This window comes from Vibrio sp. 10N.261.52.A1, from assembly GCF_002876325.1.
Classification (GTDB): Bacteria; Pseudomonadota; Gammaproteobacteria; order Enterobacterales; family Vibrionaceae; genus Vibrio; species Vibrio chagasii.
Genome location: NZ_MCYD01000552.1, coordinates 1 through 19,323, shown reverse-complemented (window position 1 = coordinate 19,323; position 19,323 = coordinate 1). Strand labels below are relative to the sequence as shown.

General features: G+C 44.2%; 19 protein-coding genes. 7 read left to right on the top strand and 12 right to left on the bottom strand.

Annotated elements, in window-relative coordinates; all coding sequences use genetic code 11:
* Positions 1–111: 111 nt before the first annotated feature.
* From nqrF to bolA, 7 genes are all read right to left on the bottom strand, one after another.
* Positions 112–1,338 (bottom strand): NADH:ubiquinone reductase (Na(+)-transporting) subunit F, encoded by a 1,227-nt coding sequence (nqrF, locus tag BCT81_RS08555; protein ID WP_063522726.1) that lies wholly within the window; start codon positions 1,336–1,338, stop codon positions 112–114.
* A 29-nt stretch (positions 1,339–1,367) separates the two neighbouring features.
* Positions 1,368–1,964, bottom strand: a complete 597-nt coding sequence (gene nqrE, locus BCT81_RS08550) for an NADH:ubiquinone reductase (Na(+)-transporting) subunit E (protein ID WP_004737621.1) — start codon at positions 1,962–1,964, stop codon at positions 1,368–1,370.
* Positions 1,965–1,971: 7 nt separating this feature from the next.
* Positions 1,972–2,604, bottom strand: a complete 633-nt coding sequence (locus BCT81_RS08545) for an NADH:ubiquinone reductase (Na(+)-transporting) subunit D (protein ID WP_102423849.1) — start codon at positions 2,602–2,604, stop codon at positions 1,972–1,974.
* Entirely contained in the window at positions 2,604–3,371 is a 768-nt protein-coding gene (locus tag BCT81_RS08540) for a Na(+)-translocating NADH-quinone reductase subunit C (protein ID WP_102423848.1), read from the bottom strand. Before BCT81_RS08540 ends, BCT81_RS08545 begins: the two co-directional genes overlap by 1 nt.
* Positions 3,361–4,605, bottom strand: coding sequence for an NADH:ubiquinone reductase (Na(+)-transporting) subunit B (locus BCT81_RS08535; RefSeq protein ID WP_032551421.1), 1,245 nt, complete (start codon positions 4,603–4,605; stop codon positions 3,361–3,363). The genes BCT81_RS08540 and BCT81_RS08535 overlap by 11 nt, the downstream gene beginning before the upstream one ends.
* 5 nt (positions 4,606–4,610) lie before the next feature.
* Positions 4,611–5,951, bottom strand: coding sequence for a Na(+)-translocating NADH-quinone reductase subunit A (locus tag BCT81_RS08530; RefSeq protein ID WP_102423847.1), 1,341 nt, complete (start codon positions 5,949–5,951; stop codon positions 4,611–4,613).
* Between the two features lie 521 nt (positions 5,952–6,472).
* Positions 6,473–6,781, bottom strand: a complete 309-nt coding sequence (gene bolA, locus BCT81_RS08525; RefSeq protein WP_008223074.1) for a transcriptional regulator BolA — start codon at positions 6,779–6,781, stop codon at positions 6,473–6,475.
* Positions 6,782–6,955: 174 nt separating this feature from the next.
* Between bolA and BCT81_RS08520 the strand changes: the two genes are divergently transcribed.
* The 4 genes from BCT81_RS08520 to BCT81_RS08505 all read left to right on the top strand — a co-directional run bounded on the left by BCT81_RS08520 (position 6,956) and on the right by BCT81_RS08505 (position 10,704).
* The gene (locus BCT81_RS08520) at positions 6,956–8,107 is read left to right on the top strand and encodes a methyltransferase (protein ID WP_102423846.1); all 1,152 of its coding nucleotides are present in this window, start codon (positions 6,956–6,958) and stop codon (positions 8,105–8,107) included.
* Positions 8,108–8,174: 67 nt separating this feature from the next.
* Complete coding sequence (locus BCT81_RS08515; RefSeq protein ID WP_004737614.1) at positions 8,175–8,744, top strand: YajG family lipoprotein; 570 nt, start codon at positions 8,175–8,177, stop codon at positions 8,742–8,744.
* Entirely contained in the window at positions 8,744–9,292 is a 549-nt protein-coding gene (locus BCT81_RS08510) for a peptidylprolyl isomerase (RefSeq protein WP_102423845.1), read from the top strand. Before BCT81_RS08515 ends, BCT81_RS08510 begins: the two co-directional genes overlap by 1 nt.
* 53 nt (positions 9,293–9,345) lie before the next feature.
* Complete coding sequence (locus BCT81_RS08505; protein WP_004737612.1) at positions 9,346–10,704, top strand: MFS transporter; 1,359 nt, start codon at positions 9,346–9,348, stop codon at positions 10,702–10,704.
* 77 nt (positions 10,705–10,781) lie between these two features.
* Here the strand turns inward: BCT81_RS08505 and BCT81_RS08500 are convergent, their stop codons facing one another.
* Positions 10,782–12,128 (bottom strand): DUF4397 domain-containing protein, encoded by a 1,347-nt coding sequence (locus BCT81_RS08500; RefSeq protein ID WP_102423844.1) that lies wholly within the window; start codon positions 12,126–12,128, stop codon positions 10,782–10,784.
* 585 nt (positions 12,129–12,713) lie between these two features.
* Here BCT81_RS08500 and BCT81_RS08495 point away from each other — a divergent pair.
* The 3 genes from BCT81_RS08495 to csdA all read left to right on the top strand — a co-directional run bounded on the left by BCT81_RS08495 (position 12,714) and on the right by csdA (position 15,799).
* Positions 12,714–13,496 carry an outer membrane protein OmpK gene (locus BCT81_RS08495; RefSeq protein ID WP_102423843.1) on the top strand — a complete coding sequence of 261 codons (783 nt, stop codon included), beginning with the start codon at positions 12,714–12,716 and terminating at the stop codon, positions 13,494–13,496.
* A gap of 111 nt (positions 13,497–13,607) precedes the next feature.
* A complete protein-coding gene (gene panE / locus BCT81_RS08490) occupies positions 13,608–14,501 on the top strand; it encodes a 2-dehydropantoate 2-reductase (RefSeq protein ID WP_102423842.1) in 894 nt (297 codons plus the stop codon).
* 86 nt (positions 14,502–14,587) lie between these two features.
* Entirely contained in the window at positions 14,588–15,799 is a 1,212-nt protein-coding gene (csdA, locus tag BCT81_RS08485; protein WP_102423841.1) for a cysteine desulfurase CsdA, read from the top strand.
* 256 nt (positions 15,800–16,055) lie between these two features.
* Here the strand turns inward: csdA and csdE are convergent, their stop codons facing one another.
* The 4 genes from csdE to BCT81_RS08465 form a co-directional block, all read right to left on the bottom strand.
* Complete coding sequence (csdE, locus tag BCT81_RS08480; RefSeq protein WP_102423840.1) at positions 16,056–16,487, bottom strand: cysteine desulfurase sulfur acceptor subunit CsdE; 432 nt, start codon at positions 16,485–16,487, stop codon at positions 16,056–16,058.
* A 41-nt stretch (positions 16,488–16,528) separates the two neighbouring features.
* Positions 16,529–17,338, bottom strand: coding sequence for a tRNA cyclic N6-threonylcarbamoyladenosine(37) synthase TcdA (gene tcdA / locus BCT81_RS08475; RefSeq protein WP_004737606.1), 810 nt, complete (start codon positions 17,336–17,338; stop codon positions 16,529–16,531).
* A gap of 113 nt (positions 17,339–17,451) precedes the next feature.
* Complete coding sequence (gene mltA / locus BCT81_RS08470; RefSeq protein WP_102423839.1) at positions 17,452–18,564, bottom strand: murein transglycosylase A; 1,113 nt, start codon at positions 18,562–18,564, stop codon at positions 17,452–17,454.
* An 81-nt stretch (positions 18,565–18,645) separates the two neighbouring features.
* Complete coding sequence (locus BCT81_RS08465) at positions 18,646–19,119, bottom strand: DUF2850 domain-containing protein (protein WP_102423838.1); 474 nt, start codon at positions 19,117–19,119, stop codon at positions 18,646–18,648.
* Between the last annotated feature and the right edge of the window lie 204 nt (positions 19,120–19,323).

Sequence of the window (19,323 nt, the reverse complement as noted above, 5' to 3'; positions counted from 1 at the left end):
TTTGAATGCCTTACTCTTTCTTATATAAGCCAGTATGTTGTCAAAAGCTGTCTTAGAAAAACAAATGGCTGACTCGTAGGAGTCAGCCATAATATCAATCACTTAAGTGGATTAACCACCGAAGTCATCTAGTAGGATGTTTTCATCTTCTACACCAAGATCTTTCAGCATGCCGATAACAGCAGCGTTCATCATCGGTGGACCACACATGTAGTACTCACAATCTTCAGGAGCTTCGTGATCCTTCAGGTAGTTTTCGTACAATACGTTGTGGATGAAACCAGTGTAACCGTCCCAGTTGTCCTCTGGTTGAGGATCAGACAGTGCACAGTGCCACACGAAGTTTTCGTTTGCAGCCGCTAGGCCATCGAAATCTTCAATGTAGAACATCTCACGCTTAGAACGTGCGCCGTACCAGTAAGACATCTTACGAGTAGACTTAAGACGCTTAAGTTGGTCGAAGATATGAGAACGCATAGGCGCCATACCTGCACCACCACCGATGAATACCATTTCGTTGTCTGTGTCTTTAGCGAAGAACTCACCAAATGGACCAGAAATAGTACACTTGTCACCAGGCTTAAGAGACCAGATGTATGAAGACATCACACCTGGAGCTACGTCTGGGTTGTTTGGCGGCGGGGTCGCGATACGAACGTTCAACTTAATGATGCCTTTCTCTTCTGGGTATGAAGCCATTGAGTAAGCACGGATTGAATGTTCTTTAACGATAGACTCGTAACGGAATAGGTTGAACTTATCCCAGTCACCACGGTATTCCTCAGGAATATCGTAATCTGCGTATTTCACGTGATGTGGTTCAGCTTCAATCTGAATGTAACCACCCGCGCGGAACGGTACTTCTTCACCTTCAGGGATTGCTAGTGCAAGTTCTTTGATGAAAGTAGCTTCGTTGTTATTCGAGATAACAGTACATTCCCACTTTTTAACACCAAAGATATCTTCGTCTAGTTCAATCTCCATGTCAGTTTTCATAGCAACTTGACATGCAAGACGTTCGCCTTCGCGAGCTTCGCCTTTTGTGATGTGATCAAGTTCAGTTGGTAGGATGTCGCCACCGCCAGACTTAACTTTTACACGACACTGACCACAAGAGCCACCGCCACCACAAGCAGAAGATACGAAGATACCAGCACCCGCTAGGGCACCAAGTAGCTTGCTACCAGGTTGAGTAACGATCGCCTTTTCAGGGTCGCCATTTACTGAAATAGTGATGTCACCTGATGGTACTAGCTTAGATTTAGCGAATAGAATCACTAGCACTAAAGCCAATACAATAATGGTAAACATCGCTACGCCAAGAATAATGCTTTGCATTTGTTATTCCTTATTACTGGGTGCTTACCCTACAGTTGAACACCAGAGAAAGACATAAAGCCTAACGCCATCAGACCAACAGTAATGAACGTGATACCAAGGCCACGTAGACCTGGAGGTACGTCAGAGTACTTCATCTTCTCACGGATACCCGCAAGAGCAACGATAGCTAACATCCAACCCACACCAGAACCGAAGCCGTAAACAACAGATTCAGCAAAGTTATAGTCACGAGTTACCATGAAAGATACACCACCAAAGATTGCACAGTTAACTGTGATCAGTGGAAGGAAGATACCTAGTGCGTTGTACAAAGGTGGGAAGAAACGGTCTAGAACCATCTCTAGGATTTGTACAAGTGCCGCGATAACACCGATGAATGCGATGAAGTTAAGGAAACTTAAATCGACACCTTCAACAAGCGCGTTTTCTTTCAGAATGTTTGTGTAAACAAGGTTGTTCACAGGAACAGCGATTGTAAGTACTACAACTACCGCAACACCAAGACCAAAAGAAGTTTTAACTTTCTTAGATACCGCTAGGAATGTACACATACCTAGGAAGAAAGAAAGCGCCATGTTTTCGATGAAAATCGATTTAACTAGCAGACTAATATAATGTTCCATGACTACCTTACCCCTTCGCTTCTACTTGCTCTGGTTTGAACGTACGAATCGCCCAAATCAAGAAACCAATTAGGAAGAATGCAGAAGGTGCTAGAAGCATCAAGCCGTTTGGCTGATACCAACCACCGTTGCTCACTAGAGGTAGTACTTCCATACCAAATAGTTTGCCAGAGCCTAGAAGCTCACGGAAGAAACCAACAGTGATAAGAACGAAACCGTAACCAAGACCGTTACCAAGACCATCGATTAGAGATGGGATTGGCGCAGACTTCATTGCGAATGCTTCAGCACGACCCATTACAATACAGTTAGTAATGATTAGGCCTACGAATACAGATAGCTGCTTAGAGATATCGTATAGGTATGCTTTTAGCACTTGGTCTACCACGATTACTAATGATGCGATAATTGCCATCTGAACGATGATACGCACACTGTTAGGAATGTGGTTACGGATTAGAGAAACGAAGAAGTTAGACAGAGCAGTAACAAACATTACCGCGATAGTCATAACAAATGCTGTTTCTAGCTTAGTGGTTACCGCAAGAGCAGAACACACACCAAGAACCTGTAGCGCGATTGGGTTGTTATCCAATACTGGCGCTAGAATGCTCTTTTTAATTTCTTTTGCACTAGACATTAGTTCAGACCTCCGTCACGAACTTTTGCTAGGAACGGACCAAAGCCCATATCACCTAACCAGAAGTCAAATGTATGTTGAACGCCAACACTGGTCAGTGTTGCACCAGAAAGGCCATCAACACCGTGCTCAGTACCTTCAGGAGCACCACCTTTAACTACCTTGATAGCTGGCTTGTGGTTTTCGTCGAATAATTTCTTACCAACGAATTGAGCACGCCAAGTTGGGTTCTCAACTTCACCACCAAGTCCAGGAGTTTCACCTTGCTCGTAGTAAGTGATACCAGAAACTGTGTTACCATCAGTTTCTACCGCAACGAATGCGTACATCATTGACCATAGGCCGTTACCGTGAACAGGGATGATAACTTTAGTAGTTTCAGCACCGTCTTTCACTAGGTATACAGTACCTGTGTTAGCACGACGAAGGATCTTAGCGATGTCATCTTCAGCTGAAAGCTTGATTGACTGAGCTGGATCTTTTGCCGCTTTACGTTGGTCGTATGCAGAAGCATCACCGTCAACGAAATCACCAGTAGCGAAATCAACTAGACGAGGTTCGATGTTCTCTGCGTACAGCGCTGGGATGTCACCTTCAAGGTCAACACCTGCAACTTCTAGGATCTTAGTTTGCTGATCCAGAACCGCGTTAGCTTGTTGCTTAGGTTTAAGAACAACTGCAGCTGTTGAAACGATGATTGAGCACACTAGGCTCAATGCGATAACAACAAACAGCGTCTTTTTAATGCTATCGTTATTACTTGCCATAGCGAGCTAGTCTCCGCTTAATGTTCTTCTCGATTACAACGTGGTCAAACAGAGGAGCAAATAGGTTTGCGAATAGAATCGCAAGCATCATGCCTTCTGGATATGCAGGGTTAACTACACGGATCATTACACACATTGCGCCGATTAGGATGCCGTACCACCACTTACCTTTGTTGGTAAATGAAGCTGATACTGGGTCTGTCGCCATGAAGAACATACCGAATGCGAAGCCACCTAGAACTAGGTGCCAGTGCCAAGGCATGCTGAACATTGCGTTAGTATCAGAACCGATCACATTGAATAGCGTAGACACAGCAATCATACCGATCATTACACCAGCAATGATGCGCCATGAAGCGATACGCATGTAAACGATCATCGCTGCACCAATCATAAGTGCTAGAGTCGATACTTCACCGATAGAGCCTGGGATGTTACCAATGAACGCATCCATCCAAGTGATTGCTTCACCAGATACTGTGTTCACTAGCGCGCTACCGCCGCCTTGAGCCCATTGGCTAAGCGCAGTTGCACCAGAGAAACCATCTGCAGCAGTCCAAACTACGTCACCTGAAATCTGTGCAGGGTATGCAAAGAATAGGAACGCACGGCCAGCAAGCGCAGGGTTTAGGAAGTTACGACCTGTACCACCAAAGATCTCTTTAGCAACAACAACACCGAAGGTAATACCTAGAGCTGCTTGCCATAGAGGAAGTGTTGGCGGAACGATAAGCGCAAAAAGGATAGAAGTTACAAAGAAACCTTCGTTAACTTCGTGCTTACGCACCATACAGAACAGAACTTCCCAGAAACCACCAACGATAAATACCGTTGCGTAGATAGGTAGGAAGTAAGTCGCACCAAGTAGCATCTTACTGCCAACACCTGCATCGGCTCCTAAGGAGGCGCCAAGCATTTGAGTTAGCCAGTAGTGCCAGTTACCATCGATTACAGATGCTAGCTCAGCGCCTGCGTACATGTGGTTAAGTGCAGCGATAGCTTGGCCACCCGCGTTGTACATACCCCAGAACATAGCTGGGAATACCGCGAACCAAACCATGATCATGATACGTTTTAAGTCAACGCTATCACGAACGTGCGAGCTTTTCTTTGTGATAAGACCTGGCGTGTAGAACACTGTAGCCGCTGCTTCGTAAAGCGCGAACCACTTCTCGTGTTTACCACCTGGCTCAAAATGATGCTCGATGTCTTCAAGAAACTTTTTAAGGCCCATGAAAATTACCCTTCCTTCTCAATCGTATCTAGGCATTCACGAAGTAGTTGACCGTACTCGTACTTACCTGGACATACAAAGGTACACAATGCCAAATCTTCTTCATCTAGCTCTAGCGCACCTAGAGCTTGTGCACTATCAACGTCGCCTGCACATAGATCACGAAGCAGCAATGTAGGTTCCATATCTAGAGGCATTACGCGCTCGTAGTTACCGATTGGAACCATTGAGCGATCACTACCGTTTGTAGTCGTTGTCATGTTGAACAACTGACCTTTAAACAGGTGACCAAGGAATGAACGAGTAACAGAGAACTTGTTCTTACCAGGCATAGCCCAGCCGAATAGCTCTTTATCACGACCTTCACGTAGAACAGAAACTTGCTGATGGTAACGACCAAGGTAAGCATGTGGACCGGTTGCTTGTGTACCAGTTAGTACAGAACCAGAAATCACACGAACTTCGCCTGGCATTAGCTCGCTGTCTGTCAACTCTTCAAGGCTAGCACCAATTTGAGTACGAACTAGACGCGGGTTGTTTACTACTGGACCAGCCAGAGAAACAACACGATCAGTGTAAAGCTCACCAGTAAGGAAAAGCTTACCGAATGCGATAACATCTTGGTAGTTAATGCTCCACGCTACGTTTTCTGCATTTACCGGGTATAGGTAATGCATATGCGTACCTGCAAGACCTGCAGGGTGTGGGCCATCAAAAACATGTTCTTCAACGTTAGACTGAGCTGAACGAGGTAAGCTAGTACCTTTTTTACAAACGTACACTTTACCGTTAGTCAGAGTTGAAAGAATATCTAAACCAGCAACGAAAGCATCAGACTGCTCGTTAATGATTAATTCTGGCTCAGCTGCTAGCGGATTTGTATCCATAGCAGTTACGAAAATAGCCTGAGTTTCAGAATCAATTGCTGGAACCTTGCTGAACGGACGAGTTCGCAAAGCGGTCCATGAACCAGACTCAACTAACTGAGCTTTAACCGTTTCACGGTCAAGATCTGCTAGTTGGTTAGCTTCATAGCTATTGAACGTGATTTGCTCATTGCCTGCTACTTCAATCACTAGAGATTGAAGAACACGCTTAGCACCACGGTTCACTTCAATAACTTTACCGCTTGCTGGAGAAGTAAATACAACACCTGGGTTCTTTTTATCTGCAAAAAGAACTTGGCCTTTCTTCACTTCATCACCAACGCGAGCATGCATCGTAGGACGCATACCAACGTACTCTTCGCCAAGCAAGGCGACTTTAGTGATGGACTTACCATCATTAATCACCTGGGATGGAGTTCCTGCGATAGGAAGATCCAAACCCTTCTTTATTGTAATCATACGCACTTGCACTACTTTATCGGGAAAAAGATTCTTTTAATTGCGTAAATTCAGGACGTTTTAAAATCGCCCTTAGACACGACATTACAGTGTCCGGTTTTGGTAAATTTGAGATACCAAAATCGCAACATTATCTTAATAAAATTCTCACACAAATCATGTGAGATTTATCAGGTGCCGTATTCTAGCATTTTTTGGCATCTTGATGCCATGACCAATAACTTGAATAGCACGTTTATTTGGTGAGAATTGAAGCATATGGACTCTTAAATATGTATAAATTTGACGAGCCGCACAGATAAATTGGCTTTTGAAAGGCGTTTTAAACAAGAGATTAACACTCTGTCACAAACTAATATTTTATGAGTTATGTTGAAACACTGTTAATAAAAACACTACTCATTGTAGGTATTTTTAGACGTTCAATTTGCCATCAGTTTGAGTGATATAACGGCAAAAACAGATAATTTGGGCGATAAAAAAGGCGGCATAGCCACCTCTTTTTATATGTATTAAATCTATTACTTGCCCCCACCCATACACATTGGGCTGTCTGGCACGTTATCGAGCTGCTTCAACCATTCATCTTTTGTATAAGTGTGAATAGATAAAGCGTGAATATTGTTCGCTAGCTCTTCTGAAAGTGCTTTATTTACCGCTCGATGACGAGCAATAAGACGCAAGCCTTCAAACGCATCGCTCACAACAATCACCTTAAAATGACTCTCAGAACCAGCCGGAACATTGTGCATATAGCTCTCATTAACCACATTCAAGTGACTTGGTGAAAACTCATTGTGCAATTTTGTTTCGATAACTTCTTGGATCATTGTGATTCCTTAATAACGGGTTGGCATTATCTGTGGGGTGAGTATAAACCCTAACAAGGCTGCTGTCTGAGTATTTAATAACGAACAGCATAGGTTTAATCGAGTTTTCCCTATCTTGTTCAGCCCGCATTTGAGACAATATCTTTGTTATTTCTCACATAAGTATCCCAAGTAATGAAAACTGAACTTACCCTTCACGATAGAACTTTGACCTTACATCGTTTCCCTAAACGTTCAAATGAAACGCTTCAAGCTTGGGATGCGGGCGACGAATACATTATTAACCATGTTGAAGAGATGAACCTTGAACCTGGCAAACACATTCTGATCTTAAACGACAGCTTTGGTGCCCTATCCGCTTGGTTCTCAAAAGATCACGATGTAACCATGATGAGCGACTCGTTTATCTCTCATCGTGGCGGCCTGAAAAACTTACAGCGTAATCAGTGCAATCGCGTCAACTTTTTAAACACCATGGATGATATCCCTCACGGTATTGATCTGGTACTGATGCAGCTACCAAAAACCAACCGCCATTTGGTGTGGCAACTAAGCCAATTGCGCCAAGCTTTACCTGAAGGCCGCCAAGTGATCGGTGTCAACAAGGTAAAAGAGATTCACACATCAACGCTGAATCTGTTTGAAAAGTACTTGGGTGAAACCAAAACATCACTGGCGAAGAAAAAGCACCGTCTGGTGTTCTCATCTCCAAATTGTCAGCCTATTCACAAAGTTGAACCATTCGTTGAGTGGGACGTTGATGGTGAAGATATCCGTCTGAAAAATTTACCAAATGTTTACTCAGGGGAAGCACTCGATCAGGGCGCTCGCTATATGCTAGAGCATATCCCTCAAGATCCAGAGTTACGTCATATCATCGATCTTGGTTGTGGTAACGGTGTACTGAGTGTTAAAGCTGGTCAACTGAATCCGCAAGCTCGTATTACGTGTGTCGATGAAAGCTTTATGGCCGTAGAATCAGCGCGCCAAAACGTAAAAGATAACCTTGGAGAAGAAGGCAACTTCCAATTCATTGCTAACAACTGTTTGGACGGTTTTAAGAAAAACAGCACATACCTAGTTTTGTGTAACCCTCCATTCCATCAACAACAAGCGATTACCGATCACATTGCATGGCAAATGTTCTGTGATGCAAAGCATGTTCTTAGCAATGGAGGCAAATTAATTGTTATTGGCAACCGACACCTCGGATACGATGTCAAACTAGCAAGATTATTTGGTGAAGCGAACGTTGAAACGCTTGAACTAAACCAAAAATTTGAGATATTACAAGCAACAAGAGAACCTGCTAATTTTAACAAATAGGCAGTAAACTGCTTTATAAGAATTTAAAATACCGAGCTTCTGGTGTGAATTTAGAAAGGATAAAGGAATGAAAAAACTGATTTTGGCTGCTTCTATCATGGCTTTGACAGCATGTTCAGCCCCTCAGCAAGAACAGATCAATGTAATGCCAGAAGCTTCACTAAGCTCAAGCAACCTAGTGCAAGGCAAAACCTACACACTAACCAGTAAAGATGTTCGCGCTGCTCAATATGTTGCTCTTGTTGATAGCGGCCGCGCTAACATTCAGCCAATTCACGCTAAACAAAATATGCGCATTTCTCTAGAAAACGCTATCGCACAGCAATTTGAGTCTCAAGGCTTTCGTGCCAGCGTCAACAGCGAAAACTCTGTTGTTTTAGAGATTCAAGAAGCTTTAGTTACCGTAGAACACACCATTATGGAAAACCAAATGGACGGTAAAGTAACGCTTGAAGTTACGGCTGAAACACCAGAAGGCAAACTGGTTAAGACATTCAATGGTACAGCAACTCGCACTGGAGCATTAAGCGCATCAAACGACGATATCGCAATGGTACTTAACGATGTTATCGACTTAGTGCTTAAAGAGATCGCTAATGACCAAGAACTGCAAACTTACATGAAGGAACGTTTCTAATGGGTCGTATTCTATCTTCTATCGCACTCATGTTAGTGAGCGTAAGCGTGTGGGCTGGCCCTAAAGTGAATGTGGAGACGACGCTAGGTAACTTCACAATCGAGCTAAACCAAGAGCAAGCACCAATTAGTTCTGAGAACTTTCTTAAATACGTAGCAGACGGTAGTTACGAAGGCACTATCTTCCACCGTGTTATTCCTGGTTTTATGGCGCAAGGTGGCGGCTTCAATCAAGACATGCAGCAACAAGCAACGTATGCTCCGATCAAAAATGAAGGTAGCAATGGTCTGAAAAATGACACAGCAACCATCGCAATGGCCCGCACTAACGCACCAGACTCTGCAACTCGTCAGTTCTACATTAACTATGCAGACAACGATTTCCTAAACGCGAAAGGCGGCAACCCGGGCTACGCAGTATTTGGTAAAGTAACCGAAGGCTTTGACGTAATTCAAAAGATGGCGACCATTCCAACTAAACGAATGGGTCGTATGGCAGATATCCCTGCTGATCCAATTGTCATCACGAAAGTGACCCTTCTTAAGTAATCTAAAGCAACGCCCTTATTTCTTGAGGGCGTTTTTCTATACAAGGACGACCTATGTCATTAGGCACCCCCTCTCTTTCTTGGATGCAAACTTTCCGAAGCTATCTCGATAAGCGCTTACTGTGGGTGTTCATGCTCGGCTGTTCAAGCGGTTTCCCATGGGTTCTTATTGGATCCAACATGTCTGGCTGGCTTAAAGACGCAGGTTTAACCCGTGCAGCTATTGGCTACTTTGGTAGTGTATTTGCCGTATACGCCATTAACTTTTTGTGGGCACCTCTGGTAGACCGAGTCAAATTACCGGTGCTACACGCGATTTTAGGGCAACGACGTAGCTGGATATTTTTCTGCCAATCTATTGTCTTAGTTAGCACCTTATTCATTGCTGGCGTCAATCCTGCTGAGAATTTGGCGTTTACCTCAATGTTAGCGCTTACTATTGCCATTGCCTCAGCCACTCAAGACATCGCGATTGATGCATTTCGTATCGATACCTTCCCAAAATCAGAAGCTTCAAAACTACCACAAGCCTCTGCAATGGCTGTCGTTGGTTGGTGGACTGGCTACTCTCTACCTGGTTACCTTGCCTTTATTAATGCAGATTCAATCGGTTGGAATGGTGTTTACTACGGCATGGCTGGGATCGTAGTCGTTCTCATGATGTTCACATTATTAGTCGGGGAGCCTAAGACCAAACGTAGTAACCTACAAGCAGAAGCGGAGATCCGTCACAACCGACTTTTAGGAAACCCCATTTTGGCCTGGCTAACGGTTACGACCGTAGAACCTTTCTTGGATTTCTTTAAACGTAATGGAGTGAGAGTCGCTCTCACTTTAATACTCTTTGTTTTTCTCTTTAAAATAGGTGAAGCTTTCTTAGGGAGAATGTCGATTACGTTTTACAAAGAGGTGGGCTTTTCCAATGAACAGATTGGCTACTACTCAAAGTTAGTGGGTTGGGGACTGACCATGTTGTTTACGCTAATTGGCAGTATGGTCAATGTAAGGTTTGGTATTGTTCGTGGGCTGATGATTGGCGGAGTCGCGATGGCATCAAGTAATTTAATGTTTGCTTGGATCGCTCATGTGGGACCGAATGAACAGTTATTTGTTGCCACTCTTATGGTTGACAACTTTACAGCTGCTTTTTCAACCGTAGCCTTCGTTTCTTTTTTGACTGCAGTAACTGGACAGGCGTTTTCAGCGACTCAATATGCTCTACTTGCATCTTTAGGGAATTTAGGCCGCACCACTTTAGCTTCCTTCAGTGGTGAGCTGGTTGATTACCTCAATGATTGGCCAACCTTCTTTATATTGACTGCACTCATGGTGATTCCAAGTTTGATCATGCTCTATTCGCTGCGCCACTTTTTCGCAGATTTATTAGAAAAAGCAAAAAACAACCACGAATAACAGAAAAAGAAAACAGAATAAAAAGAGGGTAGCATCACGCTACCCTCTTTTACTTTGTTACTTTGGTTTCGTAAGCGCTAGTCTGTTGTGTCACTCACGATAAGGTTGAAGCCAGTACCAGCCGAATCATCTATCGCGACAACTTGATAAACAACGCCATCAGCCAGGGTTGCTGGAGCAGAGTCAATTGCCACAACCGACGGTTGACCCGCGACAGTAATGGTCACAAAGTAAGACCCAGCTGCAACATAGATGCCATTCGCATAATCTTTAAACTTCACATCACTCAGCGCTGGTGTACTTCCAGCAATGCCTACATTTTCTGTTAAGTAGATGTCTACAGACGCCGCAATTGGATTAGCCGCAGCATGCGTAATGTTGAGCACCGCGCTGGTTGCCACCGGACGACGGTTTTCGGGAACGACTAAAGGCTCCAAGTTTAGCGGACTCACTGTCCCCACTGCATAGATGCTGTAATCCATCCCCGCAAATACAGCGACACCATCCGCATCAATCAATGCGTTAGTCGTCGTGCCATCAGCAAAGATATCTAAATCATAAGTACCCACAGCTAAATCTTTAAACATAGTGATGTCTTTAAACATAAGGTCAGCAAAGTCAGCTGATGCTGCTGAGTTTACGAACACGTCGACTGTTGGCGCTCCATCAACTAAATGCCCTACTCTTACTTCCGCCGTCTCTGCCATGTCGTAGATTAACGAGGAGCCACTACCATCCATAACCATTAACTTCACAGGTGAGGCGCTATTAGAATCAGCTCTCGGCACAGCGGCAATCGTCAATTCACTACCAGCGGGTAGAGTGATCTCCCCTGAATCAAACGCGATAGCATTACCACTGACTGTTTCTAATCTCACGCGATATTGCCCTGCAGGAATATTAAGGACATCGGTAAAGTCTTTATAACCTAAGGTGCCGAGTGGAGCACCCAATGGGTCGTTCGGCCCTGTCACATAAAGGTTTACATCGCCAACACCCGTGGCAGCGTGAACGACTTGTACGTCTAACGTTGAACTCGTTGCTGTGCCCTCAGCTGGTCGAGTCACGACTAAGGCTTCGACAGGATTGTTGGAACCATCGGCATCCCCTACTACCATAACGGTGTAGTCTAGATCCCCAGTCAAATCGAATTGGCTTTGTGGGATAACCGTTGCTACTGCGTCTCCAGGAAGTTGGACATCGACTTGCACAGATGTCTGCCCCTGATTAACCGCCGAGTATCCAGAAGCCTGCGCGTAGTCTACGCTACTCCATAATGGTTGATTGTCTATTAGTACGTTAGCTAATGGGGCATCGGGAGATGCATGAACGGCTTGAAGCTGCGTTGTAGGCTCATCGTCATCATCACACCCAACAACGAACAGTGCTGAAATCGCTACAACGAGTAGTGGTGAATATTTCATCGGTCTCTCTCCAAAATTTAGACCGGTTCGTCACACAAAAGATACGCTCAGTAAAAATCTTAAAACACACTCTCTCTGTGTTTCGTGCAGGGAACCGTTTTATTATTCTCGATGCTCTGAGCAAAACCAAAAATTTTGAAGGCTGCTGCTCGTCACACCGATTGTTCATCAATTGATTCCACCACCATTACGAAGTTGGTTAAAAATAGATCAAAGGGACGAGCCAACCGTGGAAAGATTTAGTCGTTTTAGGAGGTGAAATTACATAGAAAGGAATACTGTTGATTTTGATATGCATATCACTCTATTTAGTATAATCGTTTGCTTAGAGCGGTTATTCACCAATTTATCTACAAAATAATCTAATTTCAAAAAATCAATAGAATTAGAGATGCATCAAGATGCATTACCACGTTAAAGTTCCATCATTTAGATCAGTAGTGTGATCAATCTCACCTTAATAATTGCAATTTTCACTCTGTCTCACTTTTATTTGAGAACAAAATCGCTATGATGCTCGCCATTCGGACACACAAACACGCACGGATTAGCGGGTTACTTATTTTAAACATAGAGAGTTCCATTATGCGTAAATCACTTTTAACTCTTGGCCTACTTGCAGCGACTTCTGCTCCAGTAATGGCAGCAGATTATTCTGACGGCGACATCCATAAGAACGACTACAAGTGGATGCAGTTCAACCTTATGGCTGCAATCGATGAACTTCCAGGAGAGTCATCTCATGATTACCTAGAAATGGAATTCGGCGGCCGCTCTGGTATCTTCGATCTTTACGGTTACGTTGATGTATTCAACCTAACTTCAGATCCAGGTAGCGATAAAGCTGATGCTGAAAAAATGTTCATGAAATTCGCACCTCGTATGTCCCTTGACGGTCTAACTGGTAAAGATCTGTCTTTCGGTCCAGTTCAAGAGCTTTACGTAGCTACTCTTATGGAATGGGGCGGCAACTCAGGTGTTAACACTCAAAAAGTTGGTCTTGGTTCTGACGTAATGGTTCCTTGGTTTGGTAAGGTTGGCCTAAACCTATACGGTACATACGATTCAAACAACAAAGATTGGAACGGTTACCAAGTTTCTGCAAACTGGTTCAAACCTTTCTACTTCTTCGAGAACGGTTCATTCATCTCTTACCAAGGTTACATCGATTACCAATTTGGTCTGGAAGACAAGTACTCTTCTGCAAGTAACGGTGGTGCAATGTACAACGGTATCTACTGGCACTCAGATCGTTTCGCTGTTGGTTACGGCTTAAAAGGTTACAAAGACATTTACGGCATTAAAGATACTGATGGATTCAAGTCAACAGGCTTTGGTCACTACGTTGCAGTAACTTACAAGTTCTAATCGAACTTCTAAGAAAAGTTTCCTAAATGGCACCCTCGGGTGCCATTTTTTATTGCTTTCATTTAATGCCTCGCTATCCTTGCAGCATCACTTTCTTATCTCGGTATTGCTGTGAACATCACGATTGTTGGACCTGGAGCAATTGGCTCTTTATGGGCAATAAAACTACTTCAAGCTGGTCATAATGTCTCTTTGTGGAGTCGTTCTTCTGAACCTTCTGTTGATCTATCTCTTGACGAACAAGCTTCAATTTCCTTCAGCAATAACGACAAAGACAAGCTTTCAGAAAGCGATTTGGTGCTCTTCACTGTAAAAGCTTGGCAAGTCGAAGATGCTATCACACCACTGCTTCAATATATCGACTCCGATACTATCCTAATGTTCATGCACAACGGCATGGGCGCTGTCGATGCCATAACTGATCAAATAAATACTCATCCAGTTATATTAGCGACCACCACTCAAGCTGCATTCAAACCCGATCGCAATCATGTGGTTCACACTGGTGCTGGTCAAACTCAGTTAGGGGCTTTTAATCAAGCTGGGGAGAAATGCGCCTTCTTAGTTGATGTCCTTAATCACGCATTACCTGACGTCAGCTGGAACCCACAAATAAAAATCGCGCTTTGGACTAAACTCGCCATCAACTGTGCTATCAACCCACTGACTGGGTTAGAGCAAGTCAAGAATGGCGAACTTGCAGACCAAAAGTTTGGAGATACTTTAATCTCTATCATTGAAGAGCTGACGCAAGTTATGCAGGCAGAGGGCATTAGTTGCTCGTTCGACGAATTGGAAACTAACGTCAACAAAGTTATTCAAGCGACGGCAAAGAATAACTCCTCTATGAAACAAGACATGTTCTATCAAAGAAAGACTGAGATCGACTTCATCACTGGACACCTGATAAAAACAGCAAATAAGCATCAGATAGAAGTTCCCGTTAACCAAAAGCTGTTCGATCAGGTCAAAGAGCAAGAAAATAGCTGGAATCATCAAGATTAGTCAGCAACGGTTAACAAGTCGCGATAAAATAATGATACCGCTTAGCATTACGCTGGCACCAATTTCCAAGATTTAGGTAATAATAGATGCTTGATATCAATCACATCCGAGAGCAGTTTCCTGCGCTATCCCAAACCATCAATCAACAACCATTGATTTACTTAGACAGCGCGGCAACCACACAAAAACCTCAGGTAGTTATTGATGCCATTAGCCAGTATTACTCCAAGCAGAATGCCAATGTTCATCGTGGTAGTCACAGCTTAACCGCGCACGCCACCAGCCAATTTGAAGCCGCTAGAGACAAGGTCGCTCAGTTTATTGGCGCTGCCTCATCGAAAGAGATTATCTGGACTCGCGGAGCCACCGAAGCACTCAACCTTATCGCTCAAACCTACGCTAGAAGTACCCTTCAACCAGGCGATGAAATTCTAGTGAGCGAAATGGAGCACCACGCTAACATCGTCCCTTGGCAAATCGTGGCAGAACAAACTGGTGCTAAGGTCATCAAAATCCCGATGACATCTGACTGTGAGTTTGATCTTGCCGCTTTTGATGCTGTGTTGACTGAACGAACCAAGATTGTTGCCCTAGCTCAGATAACCAATGTGACGGGTTCTCGCCAGCCGATTAAGCAAGTTATCGAAAAGGCACATGAGATGAACGCCGTGGTTGTCGTCGATGGCGCACAAGGTATCGTTCATGAACCTGTAGATGTTGCCACTTTGGGCGCAGACTTCTACGTATTCTCAGGGCACAAACTCTATGCACCAGCAGGAGTTGGCGTACTTTACGGCAAACTGGAATTGCTTGAAGCGATGCCGCCATGGCATGGCGGTGGCAAAATGGTTGAACGCGTCTCTTTTTCTGGCACCACGTTTTCTGAATTGCCTGGTAAGTTCGAAGCAGGCACACCAAACGTAGCAGGAGCCATCGCTTTAAGTTCAGCAATCGAGTGGTTACATCAGTTTGAACAACAAGACGTGGAAGATCATATCCACCAGCTACAACACAAAACCTATCAAGCACTCAGTCAATTGGATGACATCCAGATACTCGGTTACAAGCCAAATTCGAGCGTAATTACTTTTGTGATGGATGGCGTTCATCATCAAGATATTGCGACATTACTCGACCAACAAGGTATTGCCGTTCGCGCTGGTCACCACTGTGCGCACCCATTAATGGATGCACTTGGAGTGAAAGGAACGGTTCGAATTTCATTTGGTATTTACAACAACATGGATGATGTTGAAAAGCTCGTAGCGGCGATAGAAAAAGCCGTTGATATGCTTTAGGGGATGGCGAGATTCCCTATTACGCTCCTTCGTCGCTTTAGGGAATGACGAAACACCGTTAGAATTCGTCATTTCAGAACTGAGGAACGAAGTATCTGGAATCTCTAATAGCAATACTATCCAAACGAGATTCCTTATTATGCCCCTTCGTCGCTTTGGGGAATGACGAAATACAGTTAGAAATCGTCATTCCAGAACTGAGGAACGAAGTATCTGGAATCTCTTTCAAGCACTACGATGAAAAGGTGTGAGACAATTACGAGCTAGCGAGGCTCTTAATTTGCTCAACAATCGCTTTAAGTCCATTTCCTCTCGAAGGGCTCAAATGCGTAATCAAGCCAATATCAGCGAAATAGCCATCGATATCAAACGCTTGAACTTGCTCTGATGTTTTACCGTCATATGCCGCCATTACTAACGCAATAAGTCCGCGTACAATACGTGCGTCTGAATCGGCACAAAAGTACCAAACACCGTCGATATTCTGCGAAACTAACCACACCTGGCTCTCACAACCAGATACCACTACCTGCTCACTTTTGAGTTCATCTGGCATTACTGGCAGTTTCTTACCCCATTGAATTACTTGACGGTAACGGTCTTCCCAACCGTTGAAAGCCTGCATTTTTGCGACAATATCATCACTAGTAATTTCTGTACCAAATGGAGAGCTCGGGAATGACATCATTTTTATATCCAGTAAATTCTTATTAGGCGTACAGTAACAAGTTACTTACTGTGCTTTTGAATGATCTTTTCTACAATGCGCGAAACAGCAACAAATCCAAAAGTCGCCGTTACCACGGTTGCAGCACCAAAACCGGTCGCGCAATCCATACGTTTAGGACCTTCCGCTGTGGCTTTCGCCGCGCATACGCTGCCATCAGCTTGTGGGTATTTAAGCTGCTCGGTCGAGAACACACAATCGATGCCAAACTTACGCGCAGGGTTCTTTGGGAAGTTATGATGACGACGAAGTGTGTCTTTTAGTTTCTTCGCCAATGGATCTTGAATCGTTTTAGTCAGATCCGCCACTTTGATTTGCGTTGGGTCGATTTGACCACCCGCGCCACCAGTGGTGATCACTTTGATTTTGTTACTGCGGCAATACGCCAATAGCGAAGCCTTAGCCTTCATACTATCGATAGCATCCAGCACAAAATCAAACTCTTTCGACAAGTATTCAGCCTGATTGTCAGGACCGATGAAATCGTCAATCAGGTTAACTTTACACTCAGGATTAATCAGCTTAACACGTTCGGCCATCACTTCTATTTTGCTCTTACCGACCGTGCCTGACATTGCATGAATCTGACGGTTAATGTTCGTCACACACACATCATCCATATCGATCAATGTCAGCTCACCCACGCCAGTACGCGCAAGCGCTTCAACCGCCCATGAACCAACGCCACCAATACCGATCACACACACATGTGCCGCTCTAAGTATGTCGACTTCACTATTACCATACAGGCGACGAGTGCCACCGAATCGTTGGTCATAGTTTTCTGAAGCTGGAGTGGTCAATTCACGCATTGTTGCCGCCAATTTATTTCTGAGAAAAAGAAAAGAGTGCGTTTTATACGCACTCTTGAATAAAAAGTCTAGGGGATTAGCGATTCGCTTTCAATGCCCTATTCTATTGTCGTTTACTCGACCTTTTCAGGTGGTAAAGCCCAAGGCGCTTCAGTCGCACTGCCATCTAAGCCCAATTTCCACACTCGACCAAAATGCTTGTAGTGACCCGCTTCAGTACCTGCACGTGGCCCCATACCGTGGTAAAGATCCAAGTGGTTTTGCTTAACCGCACCACCCGTATCTAAAACCAGTAACAGTCTTAGTTGGTGTGTTCCACTCCAAGTACCGTCGGCATTTAGTAGTGGTACTTCTGCAAGAATCGGCGTTCCCATTGGCAAGATAGAGCGATCACCGGCGACTGCAGCCATTGGTAATAGAGGGATTCCTGCGCTGCCCATTACCGATAGGTCATCTCTTGCTTCAAAGAATACGAAAGATGGGTTTTGTTCTAACAGCTCTTTAACGACTTCTGGATCATTCGCCAACACCCACTCTTTGATCGCTTTCAACGACATCTTTTCGCGGGGAACCAAGTCTCGTTCGATCAAAACACGACCAATACTCACGTAAGCTTTGTTGTTTTTTCCTGCGTACGCAAAATACTGCAAGGTATCGTCATCACCAAAGTGCACGAAACCGCTACCTTGTACTTCCATCATAAACGGGTCGATACGGTTAGCAGCGTAGCCAAGTTCAAGTCCTTGACCGTCTAAGGCGCCATTGTAGATCTCTCCACGTGTTGGACACTCTTTATCGCATTCCGGAAGGCCATAAACCGGGTAACGGTATTCTTCATTCGCTTCATGGCGCAACTCCATTACTGGAGAGAAATAGCCTGTGAAAAGCACATTGCCCTGCTTATCTCCACCACCAAGCTGAGCCGTTTGAACCCCAAAGTTTGCGAGTTCACTTGGGTCACCACTTAGCATCGCCCACTCATTAAGTTGCTTGTATAGCGGCTCGTAGATTTTCGCCATCGATGGTGATCGAGACACAACCATCTCAGCTTGCTCAGCAAATGCCGTGTAATCTCTTGGTTTATTAGACTCCACTACATCGACCTTATTTAAGGTGCGAGGAAATTCATCATCAAGATGTTGTTGAGCGAGATCGGTGGGTTGAGCACAGCCAAATAAAACAGTGGCAGCGACAAGGGGAAGCCATTTTTTAATCACAAGAGTCATCCTAAAAATTCTATGCATCGAGGATGACAAAAACGATCAGATAACACAATCTTAGTTTGTAAGAGTTTACAAGAAGATAACCTATCGGACGGAGTTATCAGTGTGGCCTTTTAAACGAAAGACGGGATTGTAATGACTCTCTGAATCCAGCGTCATTTCTGTGTTGTCAGAATTGGTCATTCGGAAGCGGTACGTCTTATCTCCCGCTTTATACTCGAAGTAGTTGCCGTCAAATTCAAAACTGGTCGCGATAATCGAACCAGCGACAGACACTCCATTGGCATTCAACACAAACTCATCTGTCGCATAATGAGCCACATCTTGCTCAATCCAAGTGCCATACAGCAAATGATTTGGCGTTGCTGCATCTTGTAGCCGTGTGATGACATCACCATAAAGCGATACGACAGCAAACGAACCGACCAGAGCCAACACCATCAGGCAACGCTCTATGATCTTGCGCTTCAATGGAGATTGATTGCGCTGTTCAGCCTCAGTGTAGAGGCCTTTAGTAATCTCATCGATTTTATTCTTTTGTGCTGAAGCTTGCGGCATTCGGTTACTACTCATGAAGATGCTGTGCGCATTCTACACTGAGACACTTTAGATAATGAAGCCTAGATGAGAATTGTTTGCGCTTTATTCCAAAAAGATGTTGTTTAGTTTTGAATTTAAATGCTAAATTACCGAATAAATAAACAAATTGGACTTGTTCTGTGAAATTAAGAAGTACAGCGCTAGTAAAAGGCTTTAGACAAT